This is a genomic window from Nostoc sp. UHCC 0302 (genome assembly GCF_038096175.1).
Lineage (GTDB): Bacteria > Cyanobacteriota > Cyanobacteriia > Cyanobacteriales > Nostocaceae > UHCC-0302.
The window spans coordinates 2,871,625-2,888,686 of sequence record NZ_CP151099.1; the positions used below are offsets into that span (position 1 = coordinate 2,871,625).

The 17,062-nt window shown below is 40.6% G+C and carries 24 protein-coding genes and 2 pseudogenes; 12 read left to right on the forward strand and 14 right to left on the reverse strand.

Annotated features, from left to right (window positions below):
• Nucleotides 1-105: 105 nt before the first annotated feature.
• From WKK05_RS12060 to WKK05_RS12075, 4 genes are all read right to left on the reverse strand, one after another.
• Nucleotides 106-999, reverse strand: coding sequence for a transposase family protein (locus WKK05_RS12060; protein ID WP_341525207.1), 894 nt, complete (start codon nt 997-999; stop codon nt 106-108).
• A 39-nt stretch (nt 1,000-1,038) separates the two neighbouring features.
• Nucleotides 1,039-1,566, reverse strand: coding sequence for a pentapeptide repeat-containing protein (locus WKK05_RS12065; protein ID WP_341529944.1), 528 nt, complete (start codon nt 1,564-1,566; stop codon nt 1,039-1,041).
• 619 nt (nt 1,567-2,185) lie between these two features.
• On the reverse strand, nt 2,186-2,650 hold the full coding sequence (locus WKK05_RS12070) for a profilin (RefSeq protein ID WP_341529945.1): 465 nt from the start codon (nt 2,648-2,650) through the stop codon (nt 2,186-2,188).
• Nucleotides 2,651-2,894: 244 nt separating this feature from the next.
• Nucleotides 2,895-3,239 carry a hypothetical protein gene (locus tag WKK05_RS12075; protein WP_341529946.1) on the reverse strand — a complete coding sequence of 115 codons (345 nt, stop codon included), beginning with the start codon at nt 3,237-3,239 and terminating at the stop codon, nt 2,895-2,897.
• Between the two features lie 110 nt (nt 3,240-3,349).
• On the opposite strand from WKK05_RS12075, the gene WKK05_RS12080 reads away from it, so the two are divergent.
• The 3 genes and pseudogenes from WKK05_RS12080 to WKK05_RS12090 all read left to right on the forward strand — a co-directional run.
• Nucleotides 3,350-3,706: an IS5 family transposase gene (locus WKK05_RS12080; protein ID WP_341529947.1), complete on the forward strand. Its 357-nt coding sequence runs from the start codon at nt 3,350-3,352 to the stop codon at nt 3,704-3,706.
• A 146-nt stretch (nt 3,707-3,852) separates the two neighbouring features.
• A pseudogene (locus WKK05_RS12085) lies at nt 3,853-4,356 on the forward strand (transposase); the annotation flags it as partial.
• Between the two features lie 253 nt (nt 4,357-4,609).
• Nucleotides 4,610-4,744: pseudogene (locus tag WKK05_RS12090) on the forward strand (IS701 family transposase); the annotation flags it as partial.
• Between the two features lie 18 nt (nt 4,745-4,762).
• Here the strand turns inward: WKK05_RS12090 and WKK05_RS12095 are convergent.
• The 6 genes from WKK05_RS12095 to WKK05_RS12120 form a co-directional block, all read right to left on the reverse strand.
• Complete coding sequence (locus WKK05_RS12095; RefSeq protein WP_341529948.1) at nt 4,763-5,284, reverse strand: profilin; 522 nt, start codon at nt 5,282-5,284, stop codon at nt 4,763-4,765.
• 134 nt (nt 5,285-5,418) lie between these two features.
• On the reverse strand, nt 5,419-6,603 hold the full coding sequence (locus WKK05_RS12100; RefSeq protein WP_341529949.1) for a hypothetical protein: 1,185 nt from the start codon (nt 6,601-6,603) through the stop codon (nt 5,419-5,421).
• Nucleotides 6,604-6,831: 228 nt separating this feature from the next.
• Nucleotides 6,832-8,436 (reverse strand): hypothetical protein, encoded by a 1,605-nt coding sequence (locus WKK05_RS12105; protein WP_341529950.1) that lies wholly within the window; start codon nt 8,434-8,436, stop codon nt 6,832-6,834.
• Between the two features lie 351 nt (nt 8,437-8,787).
• Nucleotides 8,788-9,084, reverse strand: coding sequence for a hypothetical protein (locus tag WKK05_RS12110; protein ID WP_341529951.1), 297 nt, complete (start codon nt 9,082-9,084; stop codon nt 8,788-8,790).
• Nucleotides 9,084-9,275 (reverse strand): hypothetical protein, encoded by a 192-nt coding sequence (locus WKK05_RS12115; RefSeq protein WP_341529952.1) that lies wholly within the window; start codon nt 9,273-9,275, stop codon nt 9,084-9,086. The genes WKK05_RS12110 and WKK05_RS12115 overlap by 1 nt, the downstream gene beginning before the upstream one ends.
• Complete coding sequence (locus WKK05_RS12120) at nt 9,272-9,613, reverse strand: helix-turn-helix domain-containing protein (protein WP_341529953.1); 342 nt, start codon at nt 9,611-9,613, stop codon at nt 9,272-9,274. The genes WKK05_RS12115 and WKK05_RS12120 overlap by 4 nt, the downstream gene beginning before the upstream one ends.
• 256 nt (nt 9,614-9,869) lie before the next feature.
• On the opposite strand from WKK05_RS12120, the gene WKK05_RS12125 reads away from it, so the two are divergent.
• Both WKK05_RS12125 and WKK05_RS12130 read left to right on the forward strand, forming a co-directional pair.
• Nucleotides 9,870-10,997: a hypothetical protein gene (locus WKK05_RS12125; RefSeq protein ID WP_341529954.1), complete on the forward strand. Its 1,128-nt coding sequence runs from the start codon at nt 9,870-9,872 to the stop codon at nt 10,995-10,997.
• A gap of 84 nt (nt 10,998-11,081) precedes the next feature.
• Nucleotides 11,082-11,288: a hypothetical protein gene (locus tag WKK05_RS12130; protein ID WP_341529955.1), complete on the forward strand. Its 207-nt coding sequence runs from the start codon at nt 11,082-11,084 to the stop codon at nt 11,286-11,288.
• Nucleotides 11,289-11,421: 133 nt separating this feature from the next.
• Here the strand turns inward: WKK05_RS12130 and WKK05_RS12135 are convergent, their stop codons facing one another.
• A complete protein-coding gene (locus WKK05_RS12135; protein ID WP_341529956.1) occupies nt 11,422-11,649 on the reverse strand; it encodes a hypothetical protein in 228 nt (75 codons plus the stop codon).
• Nucleotides 11,650-11,903: 254 nt separating this feature from the next.
• Here WKK05_RS12135 and WKK05_RS12140 point away from each other — a divergent pair, with 254 nt between their 5' ends.
• The 4 genes from WKK05_RS12140 to WKK05_RS12155 are packed head-to-tail and all read left to right on the forward strand — an operon-like array spanning nt 11,904 to nt 12,803.
• Entirely contained in the window at nt 11,904-12,092 is a 189-nt protein-coding gene (locus WKK05_RS12140; RefSeq protein ID WP_341529957.1) for a hypothetical protein, read from the forward strand.
• Nucleotides 12,089-12,418 (forward strand): hypothetical protein, encoded by a 330-nt coding sequence (locus WKK05_RS12145; protein WP_341529958.1) that lies wholly within the window; start codon nt 12,089-12,091, stop codon nt 12,416-12,418. The genes WKK05_RS12140 and WKK05_RS12145 overlap by 4 nt, the downstream gene beginning before the upstream one ends.
• Nucleotides 12,419-12,430: 12 nt before the next feature.
• On the forward strand, nt 12,431-12,664 hold the full coding sequence (locus WKK05_RS12150) for a hypothetical protein (RefSeq protein ID WP_341529959.1): 234 nt from the start codon (nt 12,431-12,433) through the stop codon (nt 12,662-12,664).
• Nucleotides 12,648-12,803 (forward strand): hypothetical protein, encoded by a 156-nt coding sequence (locus WKK05_RS12155; protein WP_341529960.1) that lies wholly within the window; start codon nt 12,648-12,650, stop codon nt 12,801-12,803. Before WKK05_RS12150 ends, WKK05_RS12155 begins: the two co-directional genes overlap by 17 nt.
• 38 nt (nt 12,804-12,841) lie before the next feature.
• On the opposite strand, the gene WKK05_RS12160 is transcribed toward WKK05_RS12155, so the two are convergent.
• From WKK05_RS12160 to WKK05_RS12170, 3 genes are read right to left on the reverse strand one after another with little or no spacing between them, the layout of a single operon-like run.
• Nucleotides 12,842-13,216, reverse strand: a complete 375-nt coding sequence (locus WKK05_RS12160; protein WP_341529961.1) for a hypothetical protein — start codon at nt 13,214-13,216, stop codon at nt 12,842-12,844.
• Nucleotides 13,213-13,545 (reverse strand): DUF5674 family protein, encoded by a 333-nt coding sequence (locus tag WKK05_RS12165; RefSeq protein ID WP_341529962.1) that lies wholly within the window; start codon nt 13,543-13,545, stop codon nt 13,213-13,215. The genes WKK05_RS12160 and WKK05_RS12165 overlap by 4 nt, the downstream gene beginning before the upstream one ends.
• A 28-nt stretch (nt 13,546-13,573) precedes the next feature.
• Complete coding sequence (locus WKK05_RS12170) at nt 13,574-13,783, reverse strand: hypothetical protein (protein WP_341529963.1); 210 nt, start codon at nt 13,781-13,783, stop codon at nt 13,574-13,576.
• Between the two features lie 321 nt (nt 13,784-14,104).
• On the opposite strand from WKK05_RS12170, the gene WKK05_RS12175 reads away from it, so the two are divergent.
• The 3 genes from WKK05_RS12175 to iscB all read left to right on the forward strand — a co-directional run bounded on the left by WKK05_RS12175 (nt 14,105) and on the right by iscB (nt 16,844).
• Nucleotides 14,105-14,335 (forward strand): helix-turn-helix transcriptional regulator, encoded by a 231-nt coding sequence (locus WKK05_RS12175; protein ID WP_341529964.1) that lies wholly within the window; start codon nt 14,105-14,107, stop codon nt 14,333-14,335.
• A gap of 41 nt (nt 14,336-14,376) precedes the next feature.
• Nucleotides 14,377-14,739 carry a hypothetical protein gene (locus WKK05_RS12180; RefSeq protein WP_341529965.1) on the forward strand — a complete coding sequence of 121 codons (363 nt, stop codon included), beginning with the start codon at nt 14,377-14,379 and terminating at the stop codon, nt 14,737-14,739.
• 821 nt (nt 14,740-15,560) lie between these two features.
• Entirely contained in the window at nt 15,561-16,844 is a 1,284-nt protein-coding gene (gene iscB, locus WKK05_RS12185; protein WP_341529966.1) for an RNA-guided endonuclease IscB, read from the forward strand.
• Nucleotides 16,845-17,062 lie beyond the last annotated feature (218 nt).

Consider the following 17,062-nt stretch of genomic DNA (forward strand, 5'->3'; position numbering starts at 1 on the left):
TATCTTCGTAAATACGTAATTATAAGGCTTTGAGATAGTTAGTGATAATTTAGAGGCATAAAAATTAACTCCTAATTTCTAAAAATTTATGATTTTTGCTACTAGCTAAGTTGGCAGAACTAAGCTACCAATTCTTAACCTAACTAATCCGCAAACTGTTAAAATAATCTGCTCATACGTCTCAAGCTTTAAGCGAAATCTTTGTGAGGCTATGCGGAATATTTTAAGTAATCGAATCAAATGTTCAATGAATATCCGATTACTAGATAAAGCCTTATTTTCATCTTTTTGCTGTTGAGTTAATTCTCGTTTTGGTTTCTTTTTATGAGGAGTAGTGATATTCTCACCTCCTTGAAAGCCTTTATCACCTGAAAAGGGTTGAGATTTATCAAATTTATTTTGAGATTGACGAAACAATTTTATATCTGCTGTTGGCCCAGGAACACCTACTTCTACCTCTACAATATCTTTGCCTTCTGGTATGCCAATTATCAGACTTTTTAATGTATGTTGTCTCTTCTTTCCAGAAAAATATTTCTGTTGCTCTTTTTGGTCGGAATCCCTATATATTGGCTGTTCTAAGCTATCGACTAATAGCCTAAAATTTGTTAATACTTCTTGAACAAATAGTAAATCACTTTCATTATTTGATACTTGTTCTAATAAACTAGCAGGTAATATATCACGAAGAATTGGTATCCAGTCGTGAAATGTATCATTAGCTTCGGTTTTGGAAACACCAAATAGCATTCCTAATACTTGGAATGTTGGCATCTGTCTTAGATAAAATAGACATAAACATACTTGTTCTTCGGTTGATAACTTTTCGGGACGACCACCACCAGCCGCATTAATTCTAATTTTATGACTCTCTTGTTTAGCTTTGATGTATCGATTTCGTTTTAAGGCGCAATTTAGCAGTGATTGCAATTGTTCGTAACTAATCCCTAAAATCTGTTTTGTTCGTAGTGGATACTTTTGTATATAATCTAAAATCATAACTAATTGTGGAAAATGGTAGACGCCCAATCTAACGTTTTACCATTTTTCTTTTCCTAAGTTAATATTTCGGACAAGTTTAATATTGGCTCCCTTGAGCTTAGCACCCTCAAAGTTAGAACCCTTGATTTTAGCGCCTTTTAGATTAGCTCCAAACAAAGTAGCATCTTGAAGATCAGCTCCATATAAAACTGCTCCTTCCAGATTAGCTTTCTGTAAATAGGCTCTTGTTAAATCAGCTTTTTGTAAATAAGCTCCTGATAGATTAGCTTCTGAAAGGCTAGCTCCTGATAGATCCGCTCCACTCAGGCTAGCACCAGATAAGTTAGTTCTGTATAGTATGGCTCCTGATAAGTTCGAGCCATACAATTTTGCTCCTGATAAATCAAGTTCATGTAAGTCTGCACCTGATAGATCAATGTATGGAGCCTCTTTTGTACTAGTTAATTTATCTAAGTCAGATTGTACAAAAGCATAAGCTGGAACGCTAACAAAAGAATAAACAAGGCTTAAGATAACAGCAGTTAGCACTACTATTTTTTTGAGGGCAATTAAGTTTTTTATCATTGATTTGCTTCCTTTGTAAATTGAAAAGTAGTGTTGTATGAGCTACTATCACTCGTATTTTAGTAAGCTATTAATATTAGTAAGGCGAGTATCTGGTTCAATCTTTGATAGATTGTATGTATCTCCTACTACTGTTCTATACTTACCAACAAGGGCAATGGTATCTACTGGCCCCACATCTTCTGGACTAGCTTTCTCATTAAACGCTCATGACAGTAAATAAGCATTACTACACTTTTTACACTTAAATATCTTCTTAGAACTATGGTGAAGGTGCAAGGACAGTTAAGACAGTTAAGGTAACATTCAAATAAACTTTATATAACCGCTTAATTGCTTTATATTAACTTTATAATACATTGCTTATTATAAAATTCTCTATACTATATCAATACCTTTGCCAAAATAAGAGCCTACAAAAATTTTGGCAAAAATGGCAAAAAGACTGATACATGGGCGTTTAGCTCTACATCGTAGCTTGGAGGCTCAAACCCAAAACCCATGAAGGTGATACGTAAAAATCCTCGATAAAAGTTTTTACGAGGATAATAATTTAATACCGTCTATGAAAGATTGAAATAATTGCACCTTTGTCAAGCGAGTGCAAAAAAAGAGAAAGCTAGGAATCATTTTCAGCTAAAAAACCACCTAGCTTACCAACAATAGAACCAGCTGTATCGGGTCTAAGTGATTCATTGTAAGTCCCAATCACAATTGATTTTGGAGTTTTAACTGCTACTACCCCAGTAGCTCCCTTAGTTGCATAAATTACTTCAGAGTCAGCTCTAGTGGGAATGTATCGTGTATTATTAACTGTCACGATAGACGAAAAAGCACTTTTAGGATCTTTGAACAAAGTGATTAATGCCTTAGCTTCACTATCCGAAACATTAACCCCAGAAGAAGCCGCCAATTGAGCGCCGTCTTGCCCAAGAATAGAGCCTCCACTAAGTCCCTGACCTACAAGATACTGATCGACATACGATTGCAATGTATTATCTACGGCGAAAGCATTAGGGCTTACAAAAAATAAGGTACTAACAAACAAAAGTACTACCAAAATAAATGAAGGAAGTTTTTTCATTATCGGGCTAGCTACTAACAACATACTGACTGACTGTATCAGTGGAAAACAAAATAATCAAGGAAAATAAAAAACATCCTACTTTTCCTACTTATCCCACTAATTACTACCAAGGTTTATGGAGGCGATCACCCTTTTGCATTGTTCCTGAGCAGTTCGTGAGGTTTCCTGAAAGCCTTGCGCTAACTGACTTTGACTGAGATAGATGCTTTATACGAAGCACGTATTTCTTCACAGCCAGCATCTATCTCTGAATCCCCAGCATTTGATTCTCGTTTTTCAGAATTTGGTTCTTGTTTTTCAGCATTTGGTTGCTGATTTTCGGAATTAGCTTTCTCCAAAACTCCTTCATCCGGCTACCATGCAAATTCTTCACCATCCAGCTAGCAGTCTCCCGTCCATCCTGTATCGATTTGTCCGGCTTGAAGATGAACAGTCCACTGTCGGAAAGAATTTTCTTCGCAGAGATAAAAGTACTGTACCCCAAAGCACTTGTTAGAGGCATCCACCGAGAACCATAGGGGCCAGCCGTCCAACTCTCCTGCCACAATTGCGTCACTGAGGGCTTTTGTTGCGATGCCCATAACATATCTTCTATTGGAATTATCAGAGGCTGTTTCTAAAGAAAAGTAAAGCTAACAGTTTGGAGGAGTAAATCAATTCCAAAATAGACAAGGAGTTTAAATCTAAGCGCCAATCATGTCTCGGAAACCTTATCCCAGTGACCTGACTGATTCGGAGTGGGAGAAGATTGCACCGCTCCTACCAGCAACGAGTCCAATTGGTCGGCCCCGTGAGGTGGATATGCGGGAATTGCTGAATGGGATTTTCTACGTGTTATCTGAAGGATGTAGGTGGCGTTCTTTACCCCACGACTTTCCACCCTGGCAAACAGTTTACAAGTATTTTCGTCATTGGCAACGCCTTGAGGTCTGGCATCAGCTCAATACCCATCTTAGGCAAGAAGTTCGCAACAGCGTCGAGAAAGCAGATAACCGAATGTCACTAAGAAAACGTGAAATCTCGCTAGGGCAGGGTGTTGGGGGCAGGGTGTAGGGTGTGGTGTTTAAGACAATTAAACTTTAGTTGCGTCAAGGAGTTCAACATTTTCTTGATTTCCCACACCCTACACCCCACACCCCACATCCAAAAGCCAGTTATATAAGGGGTTTACGCTTAACTTAGTGCCATTCGCAGATAACCCTACAGCAAGTATGATCGATAGTCAGTCGGTAAAAACGACGGAAAAAAGGGGGAGGTTTATGGCTATGACGGAGGCAAGCAAGTAAAAGGACGCAAACGTCATATTTTTGTGGATACATTGGGACTACTATTGGCAGTCGTCGTCACGCCCAGCCAATTTTCCTGAACGTTTGGGAGCTACATCTGTAGTGATGGAAGCGGCAGATGCCACAGAGGATATTGTACTGATTTGGGTAGATCAAGGCTACAGTGGGGAGAACCTTGCACGAGTGATTCAGCAATTGTGTGAGGCTAAAGTAGAAGTAGTGCGTCGCACCGAACCAGGATTTGTGGTGTTACCGAAGCTAGGAAGTGTAGAACGAACTTTCGGGTGGTGGAATCACTATCGTCGCCTAAGTAAAGATTATGAACTACTTCCCGAAGTTAGTGAAGCAATGATCTATACGGTAATGATTCGCTTGATGCTGCGACGACTAGCGCAGTCAGAATCAGCATCTTCATAATCCTTTAGAAACAGTCTCTCACGTGGAGCCGCTTCATCGCTGAAGGTAACAATCTGCTGCCAAATGTTCAAAGAGATAGATTTGCATTTTTAGCATTGGGTCTTGCTAGTGAAGGTAGTGAATTAATCGAAGTTCTCTATACGCAAAAATCCTCGATAAAAGTTTTTACGAGGATAATAATTTAATACCGTCTATAAAAGATTGAAATAATTGTACCTTTGTCAAGCAAGTACAAAAAAAAGAGAAAGCTAGTTATACCTATCAGCTAAAGAACCAGCTAAGTAGGTGGGCGAACAAATCTTTAAACACATTTACTGAACCAATAGATGCTTTCAGAACAGCTATGTCCTTTCGATTTTTTGATTGGTTAACTATAAGTCGTGACGTGTTAACCAAGTCCTGCTACTTAGTTATACTCACTCTTAAGACTAAAAACAAGGAAATCGCGGAAACTAGCGTTATCGAGATCAAAAGATGGGTCATCGTAAATCCCAACCACAATTCGGTCTGCATCTATTTTAACTGCTACTACCCCACTAGTAGCTCTTTCAACTCCATCCTTAGTGCCAAAAATTGCTTCAGAGCTAGCTTCAATGGGAACGTATTTTATATTATTAATTACAATGCCAGACGAATAAGCACTTTGAGGATTTTTGAACAAAGTGATTAATGTTTTAATTTCAGAATTTGAAATATTAAATCCAGAAGTATGTGAGATAGAAGGAGTGAAGAGTTCATTGTTTTCATCAGTTGCAAAAAGAACACCTTGATTAAATCCCTGTTTTTGAAACATCTGATCGATACCTTTTTGATAGTCACTTATGGCAAAAGCATTAGGGCTTACAAAAAATAAGGTACTAATAAACAAAAGTACTACCAAAATAAATGAAGAAAGTTTTTTCATTATTGGGCTAGCTACTAACAACATACTGACTGTATCAAGGGAAAACAAAATAATCAAGGAAAATAAAAAACATCCTACTTTTCCTACTTATCCCACTAATTACTACCAAGGTTTATGGAGGCGATCACCCTTTTGCATTGCTATGTTGGACAATCGCGCTACTCATCCCACTTCACCAACACCCCATCCACAATCGCAATTCTCCATTGCGGAAACTTCGCCAGCAACTTCTTGATCACAATTTGCAAAGCCGGATCATCCCAGCACTCTTGCAAAAAGTCAAACCCCGGATTCTGCCCCGAATTCGTCGCCACTTTGAGTTTCTGCATACGCTCCGGTCGCATATTTGACCTTGCAACAATCGCCTCACGCGACCATTTTTCAGTAACGCGTGCGGCGGAACTTTCACTCTCATGAACTGTTTTGGCTTCTCCACCCGAAACTAAATTTTCAGTCATTAACTCAGCAGAGGGGCGATTCGGTTCTATTTTCTGATCTGCGATCACTGAAGTTGAAGATTTTTCAATTTGGGCAGGCGACGCGGCGGAACAAGTGCCTTCATGACAGTCCCTCGGTTCAACACCACAATTCTGATTTTCAGCCAACAACAAAGCAGATTCACCCTGTGCATTATCCACAAGCGCTAGCGTCGTGCAGTCCATTGCCACAGGCAAGTCTTCCTCCAACTCTGACACGCTTTCAACAGTCTGAGGCGAAGCGCCCCCCAAGGGCGCATGAGCCGTCTCCTCGTCACGCGAATTTCCTGTAAGCGTGTCAGAGACACACCTAACGAACTCTTTTGAAGAGTTCGTTAGGTGTTCCTGACCAGTTTGTGAGGGTTCACAGAACCCTTGCTCTGAGTCACTTTGACCTAAAATAGATGCTTGATTTAAAGCACCCATTTCTTCACAGCCAGCATCTATCTCTGAAATCTCAGCATTTGGTTCTTGTTTTTCAGCATCTGGTTTTGGTGACGCAGAATTAGCTTTCTCCCAAAACTCCTTCATCCGACTGCCATGCAAATTTTTCACCATCCAGCTAGCTGTCTCTCGTCCGTCCTGTATCGACTTGTCCGGCTTGAAAATGAACAACCCACTGTCGGAGAGAATTTTCTTCGCAGAGATAAAAGTACTGTACCCCAAAGCAGAAGTCAAAGGCATCCATCGAGAACCATAGGGGTCAGCCGTCCAACACTCTTGCCACAATTGCGTAACTGATGGCTTTTGCTGCGATGCCCACAACAAATCTTCAATGGGAATAATCACATGAAGCCTTTTATATGGTGACTGTGGTTTACTAACAGCAGCCTTTTTAGGCTTGGAACGGGTAATAGTTGCAGTCATCTTTCAACCTCTTGTTTATATTGACGCACGAAAGTTTGCCCCTGCTGCGGTCGCAGGTGCGAGTATTCATATTTGTTTGTCTAAAAAAACGACTCTTCGCTTTAGCAGTACAACTAGCAGGTTTGTTAAAATCCTAGTGTTGTCTACCATTTGCGGCGGGGACACATTTCAAAGGGTGATTGCAGAGTTTCTAACGCTTGCAATCGCTCTAGTCAAAACCTCATCTACTTATGGGTGCGGTTGCCAAAATCGCAACTCGTCTCTGGAATAGCTTTCAGTCTTTTTCAACTCATTGCGCCAATGCTCCCAGGCGACAACTACTGTTTCCCCTAGCTCTTCCACAACTTCACCCCTCTGCAAATACAGAGTTCGGTACGGGTCAGCGTGGGCAACAATAGAACCAATGCCAATCGTACGGGGTTCAGTAGATAAATTTTCGAGAGATTTAATTAACTGTTTTTCTTGGGTGGTAAGTTCTGCCCAATAATCCGACTTAATTACCTCATATTCTTGGGCAACACTCCAAAACTCCTGCCATGTACACCCTGCCTTGGACAGTACCCGCCGAATATCACTAACCGCCTGGGGCAACATTTCCAATTGTTCCGCTCGATAAGCGATCGCTTGCGGTGTCGGCTCACTCCGCAAGATAATCGCCGCAGCTTCGAGTGCTTGGGTGTTATTCATTGCGCTGGCGAGATTCTTTAAAGCCATGCCCATTAAGCGTAGACATTCCTGGGCGTTTTCTTTAGGCGGTTCCTGGGCCAGCGATCGCAAATCAATAGTTTTCTCCAGCGCCTGTTTCACCTGTTTGTTCAGTGCCTTGGTTGCTTGAGTCGTCATGGTATTGCCCCACTGCTGGGTAGGGCGTTGTTCTACGGCGTTTTCCAGTTCCTGAATACGTTGCTGCAATCGCTGATTTTCCAGTTCCAGTTGCCTCAACCCATCCATCTCATCTAGGCGCTGCTGTAACTGAATGTTCTCTGACTTCTGCTGTTGGTAAAGTTTTTGGGATGATTCAAGTTGTTCTCTTATTTGTGCTTCGGCTCTAGCATTAGCTTCTGTTTGCAAGCCAATCCTCAATTCCTGCTCCAGGCGCTCTAGCTCCTGTCTGTGCTGTTTCTTAAGCTCCGTAATCACTTCGGCGTATTCTTGGGGGTATCTGCGCTCGGTGGAAAATGACGCAATTGTGTCATTTTCATCAGTCAAATCACGATTGTTTACCAGTAGTCTCTCGCCATCGCTGAAAGTGACAATTTGCTGTGAAGTGTTTGGTGGGTCAGCCTCAATCACTCCAGATTCGCCATAACGGGGATGCGATTGTGATGAAATCTTGACTGATTGACACAATTGCGTTTTGGGTTTTTCTTGCTGTGTGCTAATATCCCCATCTGTACAATTGGATGTTTTAGGTATTACCTCCCTTACTGCTTTAGCAAAATCGGCGGCAGTGGGGAAGGGTTTTTCTTTGGCAGCGCTCGCAACGACTTCCTGCAACTTATCAGGTGTTTTGACTAGCCGGAGCAGAGGACGAGTCTGGGATGGTTTAGTAATCTTTTCCCTAAGTGACTCTGGCAGAGTGTCAACTACCTTAGAAGCTGCGAGTAAATCCCTGACGCGACGGTAACCGCCATATCTGGTCAGTTCTTTCTCACAATAACTTTCAAAACTGGTGTATCCAGCATCCTTAAAATAGCGGTTGTCCCGCATCAGGGCTAGTTCTTCTATTGCCTGCCACTCAAAACGGTCAATGGCAGCTAAGGTGTCAAGTATGCTGCTGTTGAGACTGCTGTAGTCGAGTGGTGGTGTTTGTTCGGGTTCTTGTGTCAGCATGGCTCTCTCCTGCTTTCAGCGGTAGGAGAGGTGTTTAAAAGTACGCTAGGCTGATACAGTGTTTCTGCTTTAGCATTTATTGGGTAAGTATTACTATTGTTATTGCCGCTATATAATTTTTGTATATAGCTGTTAACAACAGAATTAAACCCTGTGCATAGGGCAGAAAGTTTTGGTATCGTTGAGAAGTTCATAGCCTTATACCCTGGTTATGTACTGTCCCCGCTGGGTAGCCTGAGAAACTTACCCGTGGGGCTTTTAATTTACGACTATTACTGACTGATTTGAGTTTTGCCCTGCAATCCCATTTGGAACAGACAAAGCTAGTCGCCCATAATGGGCGATCGCTCCTTAAGCCGCTTCATGATGCTCAACCAAATCTAGCAAGGGAGGAAATATTTTTGATTTATCAGCAGAAACCAACACAAAAACTACATTGGAGGAAATTGGTTCTCTAATATAGTTGTAAAGAATAGCAAATGCCCTTGTAGTTAAATAATGAGCATTTCTGAGCAAAACTACAACTTTAGAACTCTGTGACTGTGCAAGCAAAGTTTTTGTCTGCTCGATTAGCCTTTCAATGTCTTGGGCTTCATAAGCTTGGGTAGCTTCAAAATCAATGATTTGATCACATAAAAAGGATGTCATTATTTTGCCTCTGTATCTTCAATTTTCTCAAATGTTCCATCAGCACGCCGCCGCCAGCCATCTATAATTAGGTCATCTTCTTGATTACGAGGTTTTGAGCGGTCGCGCCAATCATAGTCAACCGACTGAGGTAGTTGCTCTGGTTCTTCATCAGGTATTTTGTCATTTTCCGGTTCATTGACTTGGCTCATGCAGTTTTCCTTTCAAATGGCAAGACCTGCCCTACAGACTTTTTTCTCCCAGAAGAATTGATATTTTGCTTCGGATTTACTGTGATATCTATTTTGGCTTGTTCCTGAGAAATTACCTTTGTCGGCTCATTATTATCAGGCGTGTATTCAAGCAAATCACCTGGAAGGCAGTCTAGTGCTTTGCAAAAGCGGTCAAAAGCATCAAGAGTGAGGGAGGATACTCTTCCTTGCTCAATTTTTTGTATATTCTGGACGCTATAACCAGTTATCCTCGCCAAGTCATTTTGGGATATCCCTTTTGCTTCTCTGACTTTTTTAAGCGTAATTAACACTGCCATATCCCTAACTCATACTCCTGATGGTATCACTACTACTAGTTGTGGTGTTACTTTCTGTGTATCTACTAGTAATAGAAAAATCTAATAGATAACGAAAGGTTGTATTACCAAGACTAATAGAAAACCATGCGATTGAATATTTATACTACTAGTAGTTGTGATACCATCAATAATAGAAAGCATAAACAAAAGGCGATCGCCCCAGTCTCGCAAACCAAGCAATCGCCCTTTGACCCTAATTAAAGGAGATTCTATTATGACGCAACCCATCTATACACAGCAAGCACTCTCTAACTTCAAGCTCGACCGACTCAAGAAAATTGCTCTAGAATTAGGCATCACCGCAGTAGGCAACAAAACACAACGCCAAACCTGGGTAAACGCAATCACCGCTCACCAATCCTCCCAACTCCACAAGGTCAATGAACAAGCGATTGCCCAAGCCGAACTAGAGCGTCACATCGAAGCACAAGCGCAAGCTGTAGCACCAGAAGAGTTTACAGTTGTGGAAATCAGCTTTTATGATCACGAAATATATTGCGCTTCAAAGTTGATTGCAACTATCACCTACGACGACAATCACTTGACTCAGCGTTGGGTGGTGATGGTCAATGGCAAGGAAATATTCCGCCGTGGCTGGTGGCAAAAGTGTTTCAACGATATCTGCTGGCACTACAAGCGGGGGACTTTATTCGCTCTGTTACCTGCCACCGCTCACTCATCAACTACTGAAGAACTCGCACCAGTCAACAACACCACAGAAATAGTCACAGCAAAACAACTCCTGGTCGAATGGGACTTCAGCATTCCCAAATGGAATTCACCTGCTGCCATCTGCCCTACCTGCAATGGAAGTGGCTGCGGCAACTGCAACTACCACGGGATTCGTGCGGTGGACTTGTGCCAGCCCCAGGACAACTACCGCCTGCACTACCTGGGACGCACTGATATTCAGACTGCTTACAATATTTACAAGGGTGACGAACACCTGGGGATTGTGTTCAGAGTTCGTAACTGCGATTGCTTTTGGGAAAATGACCCAGCCGCGTATCATTGGTTGAGTCAAGGAGGTGTAATGTCTAGTTCCGTAAAAGATGCTATCAAAGGTCTAAAGTCAGCGGGAGTTCATGCCGAACACAATACAGTACCACCAAAGTTAGATTCTCTATTCGGGAGCTATTTGGAAGTTGAACAAGGTATTAGTATTAGTGATGAGGGCATAAACTATGAGCATCAGACAGTATTTTCTATCCCCATCAGTATTAAGGAAAAGCAAGAATTTGATGCTTTTACTAATATAGATACGCCTGAGACTAGCACTATCCCTATGTGGAAGTGGATGCTAGAATTCGAGACTCAGACTGAGGAATTGATAGCGGCGTAAGAAAAGTGGGTAGGTATTTCAATTACCCACCCTTTACCACGCTAGATTATCTACTTGTAATAATTTATTCCTTGTTACCCACCAATGAAACCAGTTGAAATACTGAAAGATTTTAACTCGTGCTACGTGAAGATTCAGGCTGTAGCGCAGTCTCCAGAATGGCAGAAGTTACTTGCAGATATGAAGATTGACCCAGAAGCAGCCACACATATAGGCGATGTATTGCATTATTTGGAAGCAGCTATAGGATGTGTTGAAGTTGCTGTGGAGAATAACAAGGAAAATGTCTAATGAATATTTTTAGAAGCAAAGCATGGGAGTTACAACAACAGCTTTCTCAGCAGAGAGATGCAATGGCTAGAAATAAAAAAGGTGGAATAAAGTTCCACCCAAACTATATCTTGATTTGTGCTAGTAGGTAAATTTAATGACGAATTACTACATCTTTAAATTGGTTAGACTCTTCATGCTCTTGCCTGAAATGATTGATTACCTCTGTTGGAGTTAGTCGTCTAACTTCTATCTCGGATCTAATTGGCTGTAATGCAGAATTGATACTGCATTGAGACTCGTTAGCCTTTCTATATACGTATCCTGAAATCATCCCAGGTATCCGAAAATAATCGCCTATCCGTAATTGGGAGAAAGTCATAAGAGCCAAACCAATTCGCAATTTCCAATTCGCAATTCGCAATTAAAATCAGTGGGGGCTTGAAACCCGCTAATTAACAATTAAGCAATTAAGCGATTTATTGTATTTAACTGCGAATTGCGAATTGCGAATTGACAATTGTTTTGCCACCTACTTCTTACAACGGCATTCTCTAGATTAGCGTACTTTGGATTTTACTTGATGCATCCCAAAAGGCCAATTGCATGAACCATATATTACAAGGAGAAAACATTATGCCGAGAAAGAACTCACAAGATAGCTCTTCTCTATGCCTGCAATATATAAAGCGTTGTGGAGGTAGCGCAAGGCTTAGCAGCATCCATTTTAATATTGCTGTAATTCAAACACTGATCAATAACAACACAGTGAAGATTACGAATACAGGTTCAGGAATTTATGTGGAGGTAAACGACGTAGCATGAGAACACGCCAAACAATTCAATCGGCCTCTACCAAAATAGTTCTCCGCCGCCGTACTAGACGAAGATTTAATCCTAAAATTTTTATTGATCGAACTCTGGAAGCAGCAGCAATCGCATCATTACTGACTACTGGATTTTCGGGAGTAGGAGCAATGGCTTGCTGGGGAATGGAGATTGTCGAAATGAATGCTAATCCCAACATCATTATCTCTGGTTGGCAGTACCAAAAAAACATCTGCCTCGGAGGAATGCTGGTGAGTTTCTCAGCTTTTTTAGGCAGTGCTTTGGTAGGAACAAGCTTTAGTATTCACCAGGACAAATTTTAGAGGTGTCGCTGTATGGAAATGAAACTGTCAACATTAGAAATTCGCGCTATCTTACAAGGCTGTCAATATACTTTGCGCCTTGTGGGGAGTAGTAAGGATTATCGTCAGCTACAAGGGTCACCTGACTTTTCAACCTCGAACGATACGGTTCTTAACAATGTTGTGAACACTTTGGGTGAGTTAATAGAGGCGATTGATGATGTGGAACAATTAACAGGGGAATCTGAACATGGAATTAGAACTTAGGAATGCGCTTGGTTTGGGCTGGGCTGAAATTGTGCCAGAACCTCTACCGAGGATTGAACCAGAGCCACAGCCAACAGTAACGATTTATGATTTGGCTGACTTATTGACTAGATATGAACCACCAAAAAAACGGCGGTAGTGGCTTCACAGCGATTTGACTACTAGAGCGTTGCTTTTCTAAGCGCTGAGTGCTTCTGGCTCTGTATCAGCTATTTCCAAAACCCGACGTAACCAAACTTGGGTTTGTCCGGCAGCAGACTGCTTTTGTTGGGCATCAGTCCAAATCTCATCCCAATGGAATAGCCAACGGGTCAAAATCCGACCCAAATCAACTAATTCACAGGCTCGGTCAATGTCGTCAGCTTTTACCATATCTGGGACAGTCCACTCAAGAAAGTATCGGCTTTGCTTAATCAGGTCGAGTATCAATTCCTGGGATGATGCCTCAGTCCACAAAGACTGAATTTGCTCAAGGTGATTTGCTAAATGATGTAGACGAGTCTTAACATCATCTTGCATAAAAATCTGTTGCTCTGGTGTCACTTCGATCATAAATTACCTAGAAATTCAATAATGACTTGGGCTACTCTTTCTTTAATATAAGGGTCTAAAATGACCATTGACTTATTTTGCCGGGGGCGAAGATTGACCATTGATTCAAAAATTATTTTCCCTGTCATTGGCATAAAGCTTGCGGCCCAAATATTTGATTGCTGGCTACCAGCATCTAATAAAGTCTGTTCGCAATCATAGTGCAGCTCGCCACCACCGGCTAATACTCGTTGTTCGATATCGACTGCTGTTTTGATATAAAACTTGTGCTGTTGCAACAAAAGCTCAAATTGTTCAGGCGTGGCACGTGAGTGTAACAACAAAATCATTCAAAACCTCTATGTAATAAAGCCTTATTCAATCAACATTTGTTTCACTTTCTTGTAGCCACTGTAAAATAGTCAAAGCTAACTTCCAAGATTGATTTCGATTCCAACGCGGCAAATGATTTAGTATCTGTCCAGCTAGTAATCCTGGTTCATCTAATCTTCTATTACGAGCAGCTATTCCATCCTTAATCAATTGACCTAGTGTAGCTGCTTGATTACCACGATAATCAGGCTGCATTTTTATTTCCTCAACAATCCATTCAGGGACTGTGATAGTTTTAAATCCTGGTTTAGGCATATAAGACAGAGCAATTGGTTTATTGATAGTACGGCACTTGACGTCATAGATGCAAATTATATTACGGTATAGTATGGTAAGAAAGTCAAAAAAAGATACAAGGAAGCTCCGTTCAAAAAAGTACTCTTACTTAACTTCCGCTCCAAAAAGCAACAACTTTACGGGGTGAGATTAGTTGTAATAGCCGGGAGTATATGTCACTACTGGGCGATTACAACTCTTTGATGTACCTTATTGCAGCTGATAGGAGGCATATGCATAATGACAGAAATCAAAAACTTGCATGAATTCTTAGGAAAACATCCAATGTCTCATAGAGACTTAGCAAAATTGTTATGTGTTTCATTATCAGTAGTAGATAAATGGAGTAATGGCTCACGCCGAATTACACCACGGACTATTGAGCAATTAAATAAAATACATGAAAGCTTTTTACAAAATCCGCAATTGAGAGGCAAATATGTAAAAACTGCACAATGTGCAGTGATTTAAATTAGTTTTAATAAAAACTGCACAATGTGCAGTTTTTGAGATTGACCCACCCTGAAGAGGTGGGTTTTAATGTATATATTATGTACAACCGTTCAACACTAACAGTAAGAGGATTGAGTATTAAAGAGTGTCGGGACTTATTAAACATTCATTCGCGCGGCACGATCAACGAATATCTCAAAACTCTAAATTTATTTGGTCACAGACATTTAAATTGGGATGAACTACGTCGAGTTTTGGAACTGCAAATCTTTTTAGGACTCAAGCATGGACGAAATAGCAAAGAAATGTTTTCGAGGATATCGCGACAGCGGTTAGTAGAACTATTTACCGAGCATGGAATAGATATTGAAGCAAGAATGCAGTATTTACAGAACAAATATACGCAGACAAATAATACATAGAGTCCCAGTACAACAAAAATTGAGTTTGGAGATATTGCTCAAAAAAAGTGAACTGCCGATTTTTTAGCAGTTACAGGCTACTACATATACTGTATAAGGACTAAACAGTATTTCGCCCCCAATGACAAACTACATTTGTTTCGCCGACTTTCCTCAAAAATCGCTCAAATAGCTGGTTAGTAACCTCATCAAAAATCATAAGCTGGAGTAATACTAAAATGCTACAAGCCTCAAACCCATGTACAGCACGAGTTAGGCAAAACGTTAGCAAGCGAAGTGACCCAAAACAAGCTTCTAGATCCCAAAAAACCCTACACACTTTTTTGAAGAGGAGTGAAATGTAGTACAAACTAAGTAACCGCGAGTATCCATATATACGGAGATAACCCAATGTGTACAGGAAAGAGACTTATTCAAAAACATCATTTGATGGGACAACTGAAACAATAGAAATAGAGGAAAGAAATTCGTCAGGTTTGTTAGAATTCTGTGCAGCAATCATCACAATTACTCTTTCAATATTGACGGCCACATTAGTTTTACAGCAGTTGAATCATGACAGTAGTACTAGAGGAGTCAATGACCCGCAGCTAAATCTTATAGATTCTAGTGAGTGCTTGGAAACAAGTCTACATTGACCAGCCTACTCTCAAAAGTAAACGATATTGTGGTCACGACACCCCAGAATACGCGCCAGTTCTGGGCACTGTCACTCAAAATTAAACAGCAAGGACGGGATAACCAAGCAGTGTTTTGAGTCGAACAAGCCGTGATATCTAGGCGAGGCAAACTTAACTACCGTAAGGTAAGAGATAACAGTAATGTATGTTTTTGTATTAGATAAAAACAAGCAACCACTCGACCCCTGCCATGCAGCAAGAGCGAGAGAATTATTAAAACAAGGGAGAGCAACAGTTTATAAACAGTATCCGTTCACAATAATAATTAAAGACCGAGAAGTAGGTCAATCAGTGATACATCCACATCAGGTAAAGATAGCTCCAGGCAGCAAAGTTACAGGTCTAACTGTACTCCAAGAAAATACGAATAGATGTGTATTTGCTGCTGAAATCAGCCATCGTGGGTTTCAAATTAAGCAAGCACTGTTATCAAGAAGGCAATTAAGACGTTCTCGACGCTTACGCAAAACACGTTATCGTAAACCACGTTTTCTTAACAGAAAACGTAAGAAAGGTTGGCTACCACCATCACTGCAATCTCGGATTGAGAATGTTTTAACTTGGGTAAACCGATTGCGTCATGTTTGCCCCATAACTGCAATTTCTCAAGAGCTAGTCAAATTTGACTTACAGAAACTCGAACAACCAGAGATACAAGGTGTAGATTATCAACGTGGTGAGTTATTTGGTTTTGAAGTTAAAGAGTATCTTTTGACCAAATGGGGGCATCAATGTGCTTATTGTAGTGTTAAAGATGTGCCATTACAAATTGAGCATATTGTCGCTAAATCTCGTGGTGGGACTAATCGTGTTAGTAATCTCACGTTAGCTTGTCAAAAATGTAATCAATCCAAAGGTAATCAACCAATCATCGAGTTTCTTAAAAAGAAACCTGAATTATTAAACCGGATTTTATCTCAAGCTAAAAAACCTTTAGTTGACGCTACTGCTGTGAATGTAACTCGTTGGGAATTATACCGAAGACTTCAACAAACTGGTTTACCAGTCGAAGTTGGTAGTGGTGGGCAGACTAAGTGGAACCGAACCAATCATAGAATTGAAAAATCTCACTGGGCTGATTCGCTGTGTGTGGGAGCTAGTACACCCAAAAAGTTGTTAATAAAGGGCATTAAACCTCTAGCGATTACAGCCAAAGGTCACGGTACTCGTCAGCGTTGCCGTACAAACAAGTTTGGATTTCCAAAAGCTCATGCACCTTCATCTAAATACTTTCAGGGTTTTACCACTGGCGATATTGTTAAAGCCAATATTCCAACTGGTAAATTCGCAGGGACTTATATAGGCAGAATTGCTATTAGATTCCGCCCTAGTTTTGTTCTATACTTTTTAGATAAAAAATTTGATGTTCATCCTAAATATTTGAATACTAGACAAAAGGCTGACGGTTATGAATATAAACAATAGTGATGTTCGATAAAACAGTTTTAATATTCTCGGAGATATTTACCTATAAAATTAACAGATATAGCAAAAATCTTCTTTTCATATTTAATATAAATAGCGCAATGTGTTAAAGTTATAGTAAATAAAAGTGTAAGACTATAGACAGATAGCGTTCATCAAACTTGCCAATTTTTATGCGGCAATAATAAAGATTTTCCTCTTACGAGTGACAGTAGTTT